The sequence below is a fragment of the Pseudomonas sp. NFIX28 genome, from assembly GCF_900107395.1.
In the GTDB taxonomy this organism is placed as follows: Bacteria; Pseudomonadota; Gammaproteobacteria; order Pseudomonadales; family Pseudomonadaceae; genus Aquipseudomonas.
In genome coordinates this window covers 607,374-622,718 of the sequence record NZ_FNPW01000001.1, presented here as the reverse complement: position 1 = coordinate 622,718, position 15,345 = coordinate 607,374, and the positions used below count along the sequence as shown (strand labels likewise).

Annotated in this window: 10 protein-coding genes; 7 read left to right on the top strand and 3 right to left on the bottom strand. The window is 62.9% G+C overall.

The genetic code is table 11. The features are described 5' to 3' along the window. Positions 1–192: 192 nt before the first annotated feature. The 6 genes from BLV20_RS02755 to BLV20_RS02730 all read left to right on the top strand — a co-directional run bounded on the left by BLV20_RS02755 (position 193) and on the right by BLV20_RS02730 (position 6,393). Positions 193–939, top strand: coding sequence for a MipA/OmpV family protein (locus tag BLV20_RS02755; protein WP_092296646.1), 747 nt, complete (start codon positions 193–195; stop codon positions 937–939). A gap of 123 nt (positions 940–1,062) precedes the next feature. Continuing rightward, complete coding sequence (locus tag BLV20_RS02750) at positions 1,063–2,400, top strand: UDP-glucose dehydrogenase family protein (RefSeq protein WP_092296643.1); 1,338 nt, start codon at positions 1,063–1,065, stop codon at positions 2,398–2,400. Positions 2,401–2,402: 2 nt separating this feature from the next. Continuing rightward, positions 2,403–3,392 (top strand): SDR family NAD(P)-dependent oxidoreductase, encoded by a 990-nt coding sequence (locus tag BLV20_RS02745; protein ID WP_092297018.1) that lies wholly within the window; start codon positions 2,403–2,405, stop codon positions 3,390–3,392. Then, entirely contained in the window at positions 3,389–4,132 is a 744-nt protein-coding gene (locus BLV20_RS02740; protein ID WP_175540127.1) for a TVP38/TMEM64 family protein, read from the top strand. Before BLV20_RS02745 ends, BLV20_RS02740 begins: the two co-directional genes overlap by 4 nt. Positions 4,133–4,142: 10 nt before the next feature. Then, positions 4,143–4,883, top strand: a complete 741-nt coding sequence (locus BLV20_RS02735; protein ID WP_092296637.1) for a glycosyltransferase family 2 protein — start codon at positions 4,143–4,145, stop codon at positions 4,881–4,883. 1 nt (position 4,884) lies between these two features. Continuing rightward, complete coding sequence (locus BLV20_RS02730) at positions 4,885–6,393, top strand: ArnT family glycosyltransferase (RefSeq protein ID WP_092296634.1); 1,509 nt, start codon at positions 4,885–4,887, stop codon at positions 6,391–6,393. Between the two features lie 27 nt (positions 6,394–6,420). Here BLV20_RS02730 and BLV20_RS02725 read toward each other — a convergent pair whose 3' ends face one another. Then, positions 6,421–7,803, bottom strand: coding sequence for an ArnT family glycosyltransferase (locus BLV20_RS02725; protein WP_256577644.1), 1,383 nt, complete (start codon positions 7,801–7,803; stop codon positions 6,421–6,423). 296 nt (positions 7,804–8,099) lie between these two features. Further along, positions 8,100–8,924 (bottom strand): alpha/beta fold hydrolase, encoded by an 825-nt coding sequence (locus BLV20_RS02720; protein ID WP_092296628.1) that lies wholly within the window; start codon positions 8,922–8,924, stop codon positions 8,100–8,102. Between the two features lie 656 nt (positions 8,925–9,580). On the opposite strand from BLV20_RS02720, the gene BLV20_RS02715 reads away from it, so the two are divergent. Then, a complete protein-coding gene (locus BLV20_RS02715; RefSeq protein ID WP_092296625.1) occupies positions 9,581–10,081 on the top strand; it encodes a helix-turn-helix transcriptional regulator in 501 nt (166 codons plus the stop codon). 52 nt (positions 10,082–10,133) lie between these two features. Here BLV20_RS02715 and BLV20_RS02710 read toward each other — a convergent pair whose 3' ends face one another. Beyond that, the gene (locus tag BLV20_RS02710; protein WP_092296622.1) at positions 10,134–15,191 is read right to left on the bottom strand and encodes a trifunctional serine/threonine-protein kinase/ATP-binding protein/sensor histidine kinase; all 5,058 of its coding nucleotides are present in this window, start codon (positions 15,189–15,191) and stop codon (positions 10,134–10,136) included. Between the last annotated feature and the right edge of the window lie 154 nt (positions 15,192–15,345).

Sequence of the window (15,345 nt, the reverse complement as noted above, 5' to 3'; positions counted from 1 at the left end):
CAGCTCGGTGTTGCCGATGCTCCGGGGCAGACGCCTGGAGCGCCGGACCATGAAAGCCAGTGCGTCTAGACCGGTCTGCTCAAGACCGCCTGGGCTGACTCGCATCGGCCCTGTTCGCACGTGACATTTGCGTCACACCCCATTGATTAATGTCGATCGGACAGACCATAACACTTTCGGAAGAACTTCAAGATGCGACTTTCTTTCAGTGCGCTTGCGTTGATTGCAACCAGTTTTTCAATCATGGCAGAAGATCGACCCTTCACGGTCGGACTTGGCGTGGCCAGCCAATCCAAGCTTTACAAGGATATGGACGCCGGCAGCAAACTTGTCCCCCTGCTCAATGGCCGGAGTGGGAACTTCTGGGTCGAAGGGCTGCAGGCGGGATACGACCTCTACGAGCAGGGCGACTTCAGTATCGGCGCCGCACTGCAATACAACCCATCCGGCTTCAAGACCAGTGATGCCAAGTCTTCCAGTCGGCTGTACGACGGGTTGAAGGACCGCGACTCGGCGCTTGAAGGCGGCCTGGTGCTGCGTTACGACCTGGGCTGGGCCGAGATGAAGGGCGCCCTGATGACCGATATCAGCGCCGCGCACAAGGGACAGAGCGTCGAACTCGGCCTTTCGAGGACATTGTCGCTCTCCCCCACCTGGCGTGTCACACCGGAGGCCACGACAACCTGGGTCAGCGCCAAGCAGAACGACTACTACTTCGGCGTCGACCCATCGGCAAGCAATGCGTTGCGCGACAGCTACTCGGCGGGCAGTGGCGTGAACTACGGCGTCGCAGTCAACAGCCATTGGCAGATGAGCGATCACTGGCACCTGTTGGGGCGCATGGCGATGGAGCGATTCTCCGGCAGTGTCAAGGACAGCCCGCTGACCGAAAAGGGTCATCAGTCCACGGTCATGCTCGGGCTGGGATATTCCTTCTGAACAATGCCCTGACCCGCTGGCCGACTGGCTTCTGAACACAACCGCCCGACAAGGATGTTACGGCACAAGTACCCAACACCTGCGGTTGCCAGCAGTTTCTGCAACCGTGCATACAGGCAGACCATGAACATCACCCTTTTCGGAACCGGCTACGTCGGGCTCACCTTGGCCGTTTGCCTTGCCCAGGCAGGGCATGACGTCTGCTGCACCGACGTGGACAGGCAACGCCTTGCCATGCTGCAGACAGGGCGTTGCCCGTTCTTCGAACCCGGCTTGGAAGCGTTGCTGAAAACCAACCTCGCGGCCGGTCGTGTGCGCTTCACCGATTCCGCCGCTGACGCGGTAGACTTTTCCGAAGTCGTCTTCATCGCCGTGGGAACCCCTGCCGACGAAGACGGCAGTGCTAATCTCGACAACGTCCTGGCCGTGGCCAGGGCCATTGCAACGCATGCCCAAGGCGACAAGATCGTCATCAACAAGTCCACTTCACCGGTCGGGACGGCGCAGCAACTGAGGGCCCTGATGGCACGGGTGGTCAGGCAGCGCGGGTGCGAGCACACCCTCGAGGTCCTGGCCAACCCCGAATTTCTCAAGGAAGGCTCCGCGCTCGATGACTGCATGCGGCCCGATCGCATCGTCGTCGGCATCGACGGCACTCGTGGACTTGACGTGGTGCGCGCGGTCTATGCCCCGTTCTCCCGTAACCATGAGAAGCTCATCGTCATGGACAGCCGCAGTGCCGAGCTGACCAAGTATGCGGCCAACAGCATGCTGGCCACCCGGGTGTCGTTCATCAACGAGATGGCCAACCTGGCGGAGCGCCTGGGGGCGGACATCGAAATGGTTCGCCTGGGCATCGGTTCCGACACCCGGATCGGCCATGATTTCATCTATCCGGGCTGTGGCTTTGGCGGTTCCTGTTTTCCCAAGGACATCCGCGCGCTACGCGCTATTGCCCGCCAGGAGGGGTGCCAGAGCCACCTGCTGGACGCCGTCGAGGCGGTCAACCAGCGTCAGAAAACCCGCGTCTTCGAGCACATTAGTGCGCATTACCACGGCGATCTCCGTGGCAAGACGTTCGCGGTCTGGGGGCTTTCGTTCAAGCCCGACACCGATGACATGCGCGAAGCGCCCAGCCGCGTACTGCTCGAGGCCCTGTGGTCGGCGGGCGCGCAGGTCCGCGCCTTCGACCCCGAGGCCATGGAACAGGCCAGTCGCCTGTACGGCGAGCGCCCGGACCTGCGCCTTGTCGAGTCGCAGGAGGCGGCACTGGAGGGCGCGCATGCACTGGTGATCATGACGGAGTGGCGAGTATTCCGGGCCTGCGACCTGGGCAAGGTTCGCCAAGCTTTGAGGGATGCCGTGGTGTTCGACGGACGCAACCTGTTCGACCCCCGGCAGATGCTGCGCGAATCCCTCAGCTATTACCCCATAGGACGTCCTGCGGTGAGGCCGGCATGACCATGAATATCCTAGTGACGGGGTGCGCGGGATTCATTGGTTCGCATGTGGCAAGGCGTTTGTGCCAGGAAGGCCACCAAGTGCTCGGGCTCGACAACCTGAACGGCTACTATGCCATCGACCTGAAACTGGCTCGGCTGGACTTGCTGATGGAGAATCCGCGGTTCCAGTTCAGGAAACAGGATATCGCCGATACCCAGGCGATGCGCAAACTGTTCGACGAGCATCGCTTCGACCGTGTCGTGCACCTGGCGGCGCAGGCCGGTGTCCGTTACTCGATCGACAACCCCCATGTCTATGTGGACAGCAACCTCCAAGGCTTCGTCAACATTCTCGAGGGCTGCCGTCGCTCCGTCGTCGGACATCTGCTCTATGCCTCCAGCAGTTCCGTCTACGGTATCAGTCGCGCACTGCCCCTGCGGGAGGATGCCCCGACCATTCCCGTGTCGCTCTATGCAGTGAGCAAGCGTGCTAATGAAATGATGGCCCACAGCTACGCACACCTGTTCGGCCAGCCAGCCACCGGCCTGCGATTGTTCACCGTCTATGGCCCCTGGGGCAGACCAGACATGGCGCCCTTCAAGTTCACCCAGGCCATGCTCGAAGGCTGGCCGATCGACCTCTACAACGGTGGCAACCTGTCACGGGATTTCACCTACATCGACGATGTCGTCGAGGGCATCGTTCAACTGCTGAACTGCATCCCTTGCTTCGGGCCGAAAAGCGGCGCCCGCGACAACGACGTACCTCATGCCACCTACAACATCGGCTTCGGCACCCCCTCAAGCCTGGCCGAACTGATCGGCTGCATCGAATCCGCCACGGGCGCAAGCGCCATACGCCACCGCAAACGCATGCAGCCCGGTGACGTCTACGACACATGGGCCGATGTCAGCGCCCTGGAGGCGCGCACCGGATTCCGTCCGAAAACGCCCCTGCCCCAAGGCATCGACAGCTTCGTCCAGTGGTATCGGACGTTCTATCGCGCATGAAAACGAGTCCGAATGCTTCGGGGGCTTCGACACAGGTGAAAAACATGCACAGGCGCAGGATACGGGCCGTCAGTAAAAGTGCCGGAGGGTTCCTGGGGTTGCTGCTGATTAGCTGGCTACTGCATGGTAGCGGATTCATCCCACCGCTCGACACGCAGTGGGTCGAGCAGCACGTCCGTGACCGTGGCCTGGAAGGTGTGCTCCTGTTCCTGCTTGCCGGAGCGATGTTCACTGCCGTCGGACTACCGCGGCAGGCCATGGCCTTTCTAGCCGGATACGCCTTCGGTTTCGGGCTTGGCTGTTCGATAACAGTACTGGCGACCACTCTGGGTTGCGTTCCTGCGTTTGCGTACGCTCGCCTGTTTAGCGCGAGTCCAGTGCTACAGGCCGTCCAGCGACGCCTCCCCTCTGTCGGTCGCTACGTGCGCCATCGACCGTTCCTAACCACCTTGCTAGCCAGGTTGTCACCTGTTGGCAGCAACCTGGTCACTAATCTCGTCGCCGGGATCTACCGCGTTCCCCTACCTGCTTTCCTCTTCGCCAGTGCCCTGGGTTTCGTCCCGCAGTCATTGATCTTCGCTTTGCTGGGTGACGGCGGCAACGTTTCACCCACGCTGCGATTCGTTGGCGCCAGTGCCTTGTTTGTCGCTTGCCTGCTGCTAGGCACCCGGCTGTTCAAGCATCAGGACCTGCCGCCGGACGACATGGAGCCGACGGTCTCAAACACCCCCTCACAATGATGGTTCCGTCATGACCCACCCTGTTTTGCTCTCTATCCTGATTCCTGCCAGGAACGAGGCGGAAAATCTGCCCGCGTTGCTGACTGAAGTACACCTGTCTCTGCAGCAAGAGCGCTTCGAAGTCATTGTGGTCGACGACGGCAGCACTGACGGCACCGCGCAGCGCCTGCTTGACATCAGGCGCCGAGGTTACCCTCAGCTGAGGATCCTGCGTCACAGCTGCTCGCTGGGGCAAAGCACGGCGATCCTTCATGCCGCCCAGGCCGCCAGGGGGGCCTGGCTGGCGACGCTCGACGGCGATGGGCAGAACGATCCCGCCGACATTCCCAGGATGCTCGAGTTCATGCGCTCAGCCGGCAGCGCTTCACAGTTGCAGCTGATTGCCGGTCACCGCATCGACCGACGCGACAGCACCAGCAAGCGCTGGGCGTCGCGCCTGGCCAATCATTTGCGCCGCTTCCTGCTGCGAGACCACACACCGGACACCGGCTGCGGCCTGAAGCTCATCGAGCGTGCCGCGTTCCTGCGCCTGCCCTACTTCGACCATATGCATCGCTACTTGCCGGCGCTGATCCTGCGCCAAGGCGGCGAGATCTGCGTGTTGCCGGTAAACCACCGACCACGCGGCGCGGGGGTTTCCAACTACGGCAATCTGGACCGCGCACTGGTCGGCGCGGTCGACCTGCTGGGTGTCTGGTGGCTGATGCGACGCGTACGCCTGGATTGCCTGCCCAGCGAGCTGGAGCAATGACATGCCGCGCAGATCCCGACAAACCGGGCAGTTGATGCTGCTGGCCGTGTTCATGATTGGCGCAGGCCTGGGGCTGCGTCCGCTGTCCAACGTGGACGAAGAACGTTTTCTCGGCGTGGCGCTGGAAATGCTCGACAGCGGTGAATGGTTGATACCCCACCGGGCAGGTGAGATCTATGCCGACAAACCGCCGTTGTTCATATGGGCGGTGGCGCTGCTGGTGCGCCTGGGCATACCTGCAGGTATGGCTCTGTTTCTCCCCGCATTACTGGCCGGAACCGTAGCCACCGGGCTCCTCTGCGACCTGGGGAGCCGGTTGTGGAACCGTCGTGTCGGCACCCTGACCGGGCTGCTGTTCCTGGCCACCTATCAGACCTACAGCATTCAGCGAGCGGGCCAGATCGACGGTCTTCTGCTGCTCTGGATTGCACTGGGCCTGTACGGAATGTGTCGCCACCTGTTGCTGGGGCCGGCGTGGGGCTGGTTCTACCTGGCCTGCATGGCCATGGGCTTCGGTGTCATCAGCAAAGGCGTCGGCTTTCTGCCGGCGTTGCTGCTGATGCCTTGGGCCTACGCCGTGCGCCAAGGCTGGAGCGGTGTGACGCCGATCCACGCCTCGGGCCGTGCCTGGATGACAGGGCCGCTGCTGATGCTGGCGGCAATGGCCACCTGGCTGGTGCCTTTGCTCGTCAGCGTGGTGCTCGATGACAATGCGCAGGGACGTGCCTACCTGTCGAATATCCTGCTCAAGCAGACCGCCCAACGCTATACCGATGCCTGGCACCATCGCGAACCCATCTGGTACTTCTTCGTCCAGGTCATTCCCCAGTACTGGCTGCCGCTGGTGCTGCTGTTGCCCTGGGCCATCGGCGGATGGCGACGACAACTGGCCAAGCGGGATGGCCGCTATCTGGTCCTGCTGACCTGGGTCTTGATGGTGCTGCTGTTCTTCAGCTTCAGCAGCGGCAAGCGCAAACTCTATATCTACCCCGCCCTGCCCGCCCTGGTACTGGTCATGGCCCCCTTGCTGCCCTGGCTGATACGGCGCTGGTTCGCGCAGCGGCCAAGGCTTGGGAAATGGGCCGGAGCCATGGCCGTGTTCTGGTTCGCGGCCTGGTTCGCCAGGGGCTTCATCGAGCCGCTGGTGGAAGGCGGCAGTGAACGTCAGGCGCTGATGAAAGAAGTGGCTTCCCTTTCCCAGGGCAGCGAGCTGGTGTTGACCCACTGGCGCGAAGGACATTGGTTGTATGCGCGTCAGCCTCTGGTGCATTTCGGCATGGAGGCACCGGGCCAGACTGAAAAGGCCGTCCAATGGTTGCGCGCCAACCCGGGCAGCCATGCGTTGATCAGCGCCTCCGAGTTGGCCCGTTGTTTCAAGCCTCAGGCGGCACAGCCGCTTAGCGATCCTGAACGCTACCTGCTGAAAGCCGACGCGGACAATGGAAAGTGCCATGGCGACGACGATGAAACGCAGGTCTACCGCTTCACCTGGAACAAGCCGCTGGATTGAAACGGTCATTGATCCGATTACGCCGTATCAGTCGCGATAGCATTCGCCTGCCATCTGGATCAGCACGGCTTCCTTGTTCTGCCGCAGATAGGGCCGAAAGCGTTGGCGAACACAGGGAGCCAGATACTCCAGCGAGGTCGGTAATGGCCCATTGACGAACAACAGATCCTCGCTTGCGGCCAGTGCGTGGACCTGTTCGACGCTCAGCGGACTGACCCGCCGATTCGCATAGTAGACCAGGCGCATATCCGGCTCGCCCAGGCTGTACAGCGCCTGCTGGCGATAGCGGTCCAGCGTCTGTTCGATCAGTGGCAGCGCGGCGATACGATGCTGACGCAGGCGCACCTCGGCGACCGAGTAGAACAGGACATACGCGCAAAGCATCACGGTGGGCGTCATCACCAGCAACCTGCGCCTCCAACCTGCTGCAACGGCAAGCAACCGGTTGGCTTGCCAGGCCAACAGCACCGACAGCGCCGGATAGATCGGCAGCAGATACTTTGCATGCTTCTCGTCAAAACCTGAAAACAACGCCAAGGGTACGAACGCGACACACCCCAGCAGTATCAACTGGGGATTGCTCCTTGCGGTCTTCAACCAGACGCCTGGTCGAACCAGCACCACCAGCCAGTAGGGGAAGAAGTCGCCTGCCAGGTAGCCCAGGTAGGCGAACCATGGTTCACCCGCGGCCGTATCGATTTTCTTGACAATGTCCTCCTGCAGCGTCGCCTGCCAGATCGTCAGTCCCTGCGTGGCCATCACCCAGCAATACCACCAACCACCGATACCGAGCGCTAGCAACCAGCCGGGGCCATCGCCCAACAGCGCCTTGGCACGGCGGTCACGGGTGACCAGGTAGTACACGCCTATCGGCAGCGTCACCAGCAACAGGGCCACCGGCCCCTTGGTCAGTAGCGCGCAACCGAGGCAGGCATGGCTCAGGCGGGACCAGCGTTTCCTGGGATCGTGAAAGAGGTAGTACCAGGCCGAGATCACGGCAAAGCCACAGAATGCGGCCAGGGTCATCTCGATCTCGGCGCGGCGGGCGAACAGGCTGAACCCTGCGTTGGCCGCCAGGAACAGGCACGCGAAGTAGCCTGCCGCACGCCCACCCATGCGCGCGCCCAGCAGATAGGTACCAAGCAGCAGGAGCAGGCCTAGTACCGCGGAAGGCAAGCGTACCGCCCACTCGCTTGCGCCGCCGAGCAGGCTCGTCGGCAACAGCGCCAGCCAGTTGAACAGTGGTGGTTTGGTCAGGTACGGCTCGCCGTTCATGCGTGGCAACAGCCACTCGCCACTGGCGTACATCTCTCGAACACTGACCGCGCGGCGAGCTTCGTTGGTGCTCAGCAAAGGCACATCGCCCAATCCCCAGAAGCACAGCAGTGCCAGTAACGCGGCCAATGCCACGCCGGCGAACCCTTGACGGGTCCGTAAGCATTTCAACATCTTGATCGCTCTCGATAACGCCGATAACTCGGCGTGAGTTGACAGGGCGCGACCTGCACCCTGAATTGCCCGTGGGTAACGGATGCGGTCGTGAATTGAAATGCTAGAGCGCGCTACGTGACACCCTTGTCACGGAGCATGGTGCCGGATGCGATCAGTGCTGGGCCGCGCTGAGCAACCGGTGGGCGTGAGTGAAGTCCATTTGGGCTTATAAGGCGTGGAGTCAGGCGCGGAACTGGGCCCGCGCCCGAGGCGCGTCAACCCTTGATGAACGCCAGCAGGTCGGCGTTGAGCTGATCTTTATGGGTATCGGTCAGGCCGTGGGGAGCACCGGAGTAGATCTTCAGCGTGGAACCCTTGACCAGCGCTGCCGAGGCGATGCCCGACGCTTCGATCGGCACTACCTGGTCGGCGTCGCCATGCACCACCAGCGTCGGCACGTCGATTTTCTTCAGGTCTTCGGTGAAGTCGGTTTCCGAGAACGCCTTGATGCAGTCGTAGGCGTTTTTGTGGCCGGCGGCCATGCCCTGCAGCCAGAACCAGTCGACCATGCCGGCGGACGGTTTCGCGCCGGGCTGGTTGAAGCCGAAAAACGGACCGCTGGCGAGGTCTTTGTACAGTTGCGAGCGATCGGCCAGCGAGGCCTGGCGAATGCCGTCGAACACCTCCATCGGCAAGCCGCCAGGGTTGGCTTCGGTCTTGAGCATCAGCGGCGGCACCGCGGAAATCAGCCCGGCCTTGGCCACGCGGGCGGTGCCATGACGGCCGATGTAACGCGCCACTTCGCCGCCACCGGTGGAGAAACCGAACAGCACGGCATCGCGCAAATCCAGATGTTCGATCAGTTGTGCGAGGTCATCGGCATAGGTGTCCATGTCATTGCCGGACCACGGCTGGCTGGAGCGGCCATGGCCGCGACGGTCGTGAGCGATGACCCGGTAGCCCTGGGCGGCGAGGAAAATCATCTGCGACTCCCAACTGTCGGCATTCAGCGGCCAGCCATGGCTGAAGACAATCGGCTGGCCGCTGCCCCAGTCCTTGTAATAAATCTGGGTGCCGTCACGCGTGGTGAATGTAGTCATAAGGGATGCTCCGTAGCAGAAGTTGGAATGAATCAGCCGGATCTGGAAATGTCCCGCACACACCATTGACCCGGACAAGCAGTCTGCCTGCCCCGGTAATGCGCAAATTGTTTGTTTGTGCTTTTTTAAGCAGCACCCTGGGAATTGAACTTCGGACACCGCCCCAATAACGCGCGCCTGAATAGGCAAGTGCACAAATAACAGGCGTCGATTAGTTGGGCTTTCGGGCAACTTTCCTCGTCAGGTTCCTTGTTCGACTGGCTCCGCGCATTGGTACCAGAGTCTGCGCGTTGTTTCTTTCGTGGTATTCCTCGCGGTGACTTTCCATTGGTCCGCGCTGCCGTGGCGAGCGGCCTTGAAAAGGCCTGTCCAGAGCGCTACACCGGTAATCGGCGCTCGAGCCGTCCACTGTTCATGACCTGATATTCAGCCCGCTCTTCCCTTCCCCGCCATTCATTGACCGAACCGTCAACTTAATAGCCTTGGCCCAACTAATCCGCCGGCTAGTTTCATCAAGGCTAATAGGCCAAATGCCAGCATGATTTGCCCAACTAAGCGTCATCAACGAGTGCAATATTTCATAACTCTTAAGGTTTGTTTAAGGACTTTAAATGTCATTGGCGGACACACTTTCCTCAACGACCAGGAGAGCCGTCATGAACCCACAATCGATGAATTCAGACATTCCAGGCGCCCTTGCAAGACCGCTGGGAGCCTTGACCGGCTGGCAGGAACGCCGCGCCAAGGAACTGATGATGCGTGACATGGGCAGCTGCCTACGCATCAGCGAAGTAGCCGAGCAGTGCAACCTGTCGCGCAGCCATTTTTCCCGGGCATTCAAAAAGATTACCGGCCATTCGCCGCAAGGCTGGTTGATGAGGATGAAGATCGAAAAGGCCAAAAGCCTGCTGGTCACAGCGATGCCCATCACCGAAGTCGCCTATGAATGCGGTTTCGGCGACCACTCGCATTTCACCCGGACCTTTACCCGCCTGGAAGGCGTCACCCCCAGGGCCTGGCGCGGTGCCGTTCATCATGGGATCCGGAGCAATGCTTCCCTGATGCCTATGCTTGAGCAGGACCTATCCAACGGGGTAATCCTCAACCACACGGCCCATGGCCTGCGGCAGGCCCAGGCACCGGAGTTTCACCCATGAATTGAACGAAATCAGCCCGCTCCTCCCCTTTGGCCGCTTGCGCGGCCTTTTTTTATCCGCCGCCGGCCGGCGCAAGCGGCAGGCTGATGCAGAACCGGGCGCCCTGTTCACTGTCCTGCAGGGTCAGCGTGCCGCCATGGGCACTGATCACCGACCTGCAGATGGCCAGCCCCATTCCCATGCCATTGCCCTTGGTGGTGTAGAACGCGTCGAAAATCTGCCCGCGTTCCTGGGCGCCGATTCCCGGGCCGTTGTCCTGCAGGCAGAGCTGCACATGCTCGTCCTCGATGGCGGAGTCGATGACGATGCGCCCCTCCCGCAACCCCGCTCCGGCGATGGCCTCCAATGCATTGGTGATCAGGTTGTACACCACCTGCTGGATCTGCACCGCATCCACCCACACCGTGCACTGCGTATCGAGCCGGGTTTCCAGGCGCACGTTGGCGCTCTGCAGGTCGCTCGAGGTCAGGCACAAAACGTCGCGGATCAAGTCTTCGATCCGCACCGGCAAGCGCTGCAAGGGCGCCTGTTTGGCAAGGGCGCGAAGCGCCTGGACAATGTTGGCGGCTCGGGTGCTGTCGGAGCGAATGTCTTCGAGCCCCTGAATCGCCTCTTCCAGGTCGGGCCGGTCGCGCTTGAGCCAGCTCAGGCTGGCCGAGGCGTTGGACAGGATGCCCAGCAGCGGCTGGCTGATTTCATGGGCAATCGAAGCGGAAAGCTCGCCCATGACCTTAAGGTGCGAGCTGCGTGCCAGTTCCGCCCGCGAGCTGCGCAAGTCGGCCTCCATCTGCGCCCGCAGCTGGTTGTCCTCGACCAGCCGCGCATAGAGGCTGGCGGTCTGCAGCGACACGGCGGCCTGGGAAGCCAGAATCTCCAGCATGGTCAGGCGCTCGGCACTGAACAGCTTGGAGACCAGGCTGTTTTCCAGGTAGACCAGGCCGATCAACATGCCTTGCTTGAGCAGCGGCAGGCACAGCAGCGAACGCGTCCGGCGCCGTTGCAGATCGGTGCTGTAGGCCTCGGGGCAGTCGGCCTGGGCGTCGTCGAGCACCAGGGGCGCGCGGGTGCGCATGGTCGCGTTGAGCACCGAGAGCGGCGCGAACTGCTCAAGCGGCTGTCCGGCATCCAGCGCGACTTGCACGTTGCCGGCCTCGACGGAGGCCGTGGCCGCCAGTTGCAGTTCGGCGTCGTTGACGACCATCAGCACGCCTTTATCGGCGCCGGCCTGGATCATCAGGTGATTCATCAGGGTTTCAACCAGCCGCTCGAGCAACACCTCTTGCGACAGCGCGCGGGCCACCTCGACCCCCGCCTCCAGATCCAGGCGCACCTGGGTCACCGGGCGGACCGGTTCGAACGACGGCTGCGCCACCAGGGACGGGTGCATGGCCTCCAGCTGGCGCACCTTGCCGTCGGCGCCCCACAGGCTGTAGCAATCGCGCGCCACGCGCAGGTGATGATTGGCGCCGGACACCAGCCCGTTGGGAATGCAGATATTGGCCAGTTGTTCGTGAGCCAGCGCCTGCTCGTGGATGAACCCGGCCGCGGCCGCTGCAATCTGCGACTGGTCGAAGCAACGGATGGCCTCCAGCTCCAGGCCCTTGAGGCGGGCGATCACCCCTTCGATCAGCAGCAATTTGCTGCGAAAGGTCGTCGGGTTCAGCTCCACCCAGTGCAGGAACCGCTGGCGTTGCCGCTCCAGTTTTTCCAGGGTGTCGGGCAATTCGCCGGGGGCCTGCGCGCTGCCCAGTGCCAGCCCGTAGAACAGGTAGTAATCGGCCAGGTTGATATGCGCCGGAATGGACCAGGCCAGCGCGGCAACCTCTTCGAAACGCCGCAATGCGTAAGGGATATCGCCGAAGTAAAACGCCGACATGCCTGAATACAGCGCCGAAAAGAACAAGGTCGGCTGCGACACGCTGCTGTGATCGATAACCCCGAAACGGTCATGCTCCGCGCCATTCAGCTCGGGCAGCGGCCGGTGCGGCCGCCCGTTGCGCAAATCGCTGGCGAACGCCTGTTGCGCCAGCAGGATCCGCTCGATGTCGATGTAATGAAACTGGCGCACCCACGCCAAGCCATGCTCCAGCTCATTCAACACCCCTTGCAGGGGTTCGCCCATGAACAGCAGGTCCGAGCCGATATGGTTGCAGGCATAGCAGGACATGCCCAGGTCGCCGCCCGCCTGGCCGCACTCGAAGGCGGCCATGGCCCGCTGCAGGGCATAGGCCATCGGCTTGGTCCAGGGGCTGACCTGGTCGAGCGCCACCAGGGTGCCGGTTCGAGCCGCCTCATGGCCGTACTGGTCGATCAGTTCCAGGGCCACTTCGGCGAAGGCGTGCCCATCCACATATTCGCCGTAGCGCTCGGCAATCATCACGCCGAACCAGGCGATGGCGTAGCTGCTGGCGGGCGTCACGCCATGCAGCAGCGTGAGTTCGACCATTTTGGCCAGATGCAGCAGGCGGATATCGTCGTCGACGAAAAACGAGGAAATCAGCGTGCCGAGCAACTCCATGCTCGCTTCGACAAGCGGGTCGTCGGCCTTGGGCAACTGCACCAGCTCGGCGATGCGCCGTGGGCCGATCAGGGTGCGTACCTGGGCGAATGCCTGGGTCAACTGCGCCTGCGAGGGCTGGCGTTGCAGGGAAATGCCCAGCAGCGCCAGGCCCGTCAGGGCTTCGCTTATCGCGCCTTCGTAATCGCAGTGCAACGTGCGCAAGGTGGCGCGCAGCCGATAGGTTTTCGCGCGGTCGAGCGCGGTCCTGGCGTGGACCAGGCAATCGTCGAGGCGTCGTTGGGCGCCGGCCAGGTCGGCCAGCAACATGTCGCACTCGGCCGCCAGCCAGCGGGTGGCGAATGCCTGGGTATAGAGCGCCGGCTCGTTCGCCTGGCCCAGCAGAATCTCGGCGCTGTGCAAGTAGCCCGCGGCCTGCTCGACCGCGGCGGTGGCGCGGGCTTGTTCGGCCGCCTCCAGCAGCAGCTCGACGAACACCGCGCGGCGATGCTCGTCCAATGCCGCGACGTCGATGCGCTGGATCTGGCTGGCGATTTCGAACACCCGCTCAGGCACATGCCGGCCCCACTGGTCGAGCATGGCGGCGGCGATGCGCGCATGCTCGGCGCCCTGCCCGGCTTGCGACGGCAGCCGGCTGGCCGCCTCCAGCACGCGGTCATGGGGAAATACCAGGTACTGGCGCTCGCGCAGCAGAAAGCCGGCACTGACCAGATCCTGCACATCGCTGGAGATCCGTTGCGGCTCGCACGTCGGCATCAGCCGCAGCAACAACGATTCTTCGCAGCGCCGACCAACGTATCCGGCCAGGCGCATCACTTCCCGCCCCATCGGCGACAGCCGTTCGAGACGCTGCACCATCAAGTCCGCGACGTTATCGGCGTAGCGATAGCTGTCCACGTCTTCCTGGTTCCACACCCAGCGGCGATCCTGCAAATCGAAGCGCACCAGCCGCTCATCGATCAGCGCCCGCAATACCTGGCTGATAAACAGCGGGTTGCCCGCGGTCTTGAAGTGCACCACGCGCGCCAGTGCTTCGATGTCCTTGGCCGTGGTGTCCAGTTCAGCGGCGATCAGCGCGGCAACGGCGGGCACCGACAAAGGGCCCAGCAGCACCTTCTGGTACGGCGGGCCTTGCTCGGTACCCAGCGCATCCAGCCATCCACTTTGATGCTCCAGCGCATGCGTCTCGGCCTCGCGACAGGCCATGATCAGCAGCAAATGCCGGGGCGGCCGGGCGATGAGCGCCTGCAGGAACGACAGAGTCGAGTCGTCCGCCCACTGCACGTCATCGACGAACACCACCAGAGGCCGTCCCGGCTGCGCGAAGACCTCCAGCACATCGAGCAGGATCCGGTTGGCGTGATCGAGCGCATACCGGGCCGGCAGGTTGGGCAGTTCGGGCGCGACACCAATGATCAACTCGGCTTCGGGCGCCAGTTCCACCAGGAGCCGGCCCCGCCCCTTGAGTCGTTCGACCAGCTGCTGGCTCGTCGTCTCGAGCTCCAGGGCCGGCTTGCCGAGCAGTTGGGTGACCAGCGACCTGAAAATCTCCGTCAATGGTGCATAGGGCGTTTCGCGCTGCAGCAAATTGCTCTTGCCGCTGGCCCAATAGCCGGGCGCCATGGGCCGCACACCCTGGTGGATCAGCGTCGACTTGCCGGCCCCCGGCGCGCCGGCGACCAGCAGGACGCGGGCGATGCCATCGCTGCGAACCTGGCCCATCTGCTCGATCAATTGCGTGCGTTCGGTGTCCCTGCCGAACAAGGCATCATTGCCGATCGCCACGGGTGTGCTATCGAAGGCGCCCAGGCGAAAGGCCTCGACCCGCCCCTGCTCCAGCCATTGCTGCTGGCACCAGGCCAGGTCCGCGGCCATCGATTCGGCGCTCTGATAGCGCGCCTGCGGCTCTTTCGCCAAGCCCTTGAGCAGCACCCGGCAGAGCCCTTCCGGCAGATCGGGCACATGCACCGCCGGCGACTCCGGCTGCACGGCCGCATGCACATGCAGCCATTGGGCCGGCTCGCGGGCGGTCAGCGGCAGGTGGCCCGTCAGCGCTTGATAAAGAATCGTCGCCAGGGCGTAGATATCGCTGCGCCCGTCGCAACCGGGGTTGTCGCGCCGTACCTGCTCCGGGGCCAGGTACGGCCATTGCTCCAGCTCAGGCAATTGGCTGACGGACGCCTCCGCGCAATGGCTGTGGAAACCCAGGAGCCTTACCGAATGGGTGGCGTCCACCATCAGGTGGTGGGGTTGCAGGCTGGCATGGCGCACGCCCGCTTTCTGCGCGCCGCAAAGCGCATTGGCCGCCGCAACGGCGATGGCCAAAAAGCGTTCCAGCGGCAGAGCGGCCTCGCCCATCAAATCCGTCAGAGGCGTGCCCAACGCGGGGTAGACCAGCAACGGCCCCTCGGCCGAGCGGATGAATGCGCTGGGGGCAATCGCCCAGGCCGCATCCAGGCGCAGGTGAAAATCGCGCTCCAGCCGTTGGCAGATGGCCGGCCGCTGGATCGGTGCCCGGGCAGCCAGCCAGCGTGTCCCCGATTGCCGGTCGTGGAGGCTGAACCAGGCGAGTTCGTTTTCCCGGCGCAGCATGGCGAAGGTGCAACCTTCCAGCCAGGCTTCATCGTGAACGAGACCAGGAGTGTGGGAGCTGAATGAGGACGCACTGCCGGGCATGAACAACCACCGCTAAAGATTCGTTTCAGGCTGAGCCCGAAGAGTATATGCAGCGCTGCGAGCAGATAAC

What these genes read in the sequence shown, in the direction of transcription:
- BLV20_RS02755 (WP_092296646.1), top strand. Translation starts at nt 193, where the DNA reads ATGCGACTTTCTTTCAGTGCGCTTGCGTTGATTGCAACCAGTTTTTCA.
- BLV20_RS02750 (WP_092296643.1), top strand. Translation starts at nt 1,063, where the DNA reads ATGAACATCACCCTTTTCGGAACCGGCTACGTCGGGCTCACCTTGGCC.
- BLV20_RS02745 (WP_092297018.1), top strand. Translation starts at nt 2,403, where the DNA reads ATGAATATCCTAGTGACGGGGTGCGCGGGATTCATTGGTTCGCATGTG.
- BLV20_RS02740 (WP_175540127.1), top strand. Translation starts at nt 3,389, where the DNA reads ATGAAAACGAGTCCGAATGCTTCGGGGGCTTCGACACAGGTGAAAAAC.
- BLV20_RS02735 (WP_092296637.1), top strand. Translation starts at nt 4,143, where the DNA reads ATGACCCACCCTGTTTTGCTCTCTATCCTGATTCCTGCCAGGAACGAG.
- BLV20_RS02730 (WP_092296634.1), top strand. Translation starts at nt 4,885, where the DNA reads ATGCCGCGCAGATCCCGACAAACCGGGCAGTTGATGCTGCTGGCCGTG.
- BLV20_RS02720 (WP_092296628.1), bottom strand. Translation starts at nt 8,924, where the DNA reads ATGACTACATTCACCACGCGTGACGGCACCCAGATTTATTACAAGGAC.
- BLV20_RS02715 (WP_092296625.1), top strand. Translation starts at nt 9,581, where the DNA reads ATGAACCCACAATCGATGAATTCAGACATTCCAGGCGCCCTTGCAAGA.
- BLV20_RS02710 (WP_092296622.1), bottom strand. Translation starts at nt 15,191, where the DNA reads ATGCTGCGCCGGGAAAACGAACTCGCCTGGTTCAGCCTCCACGACCGG.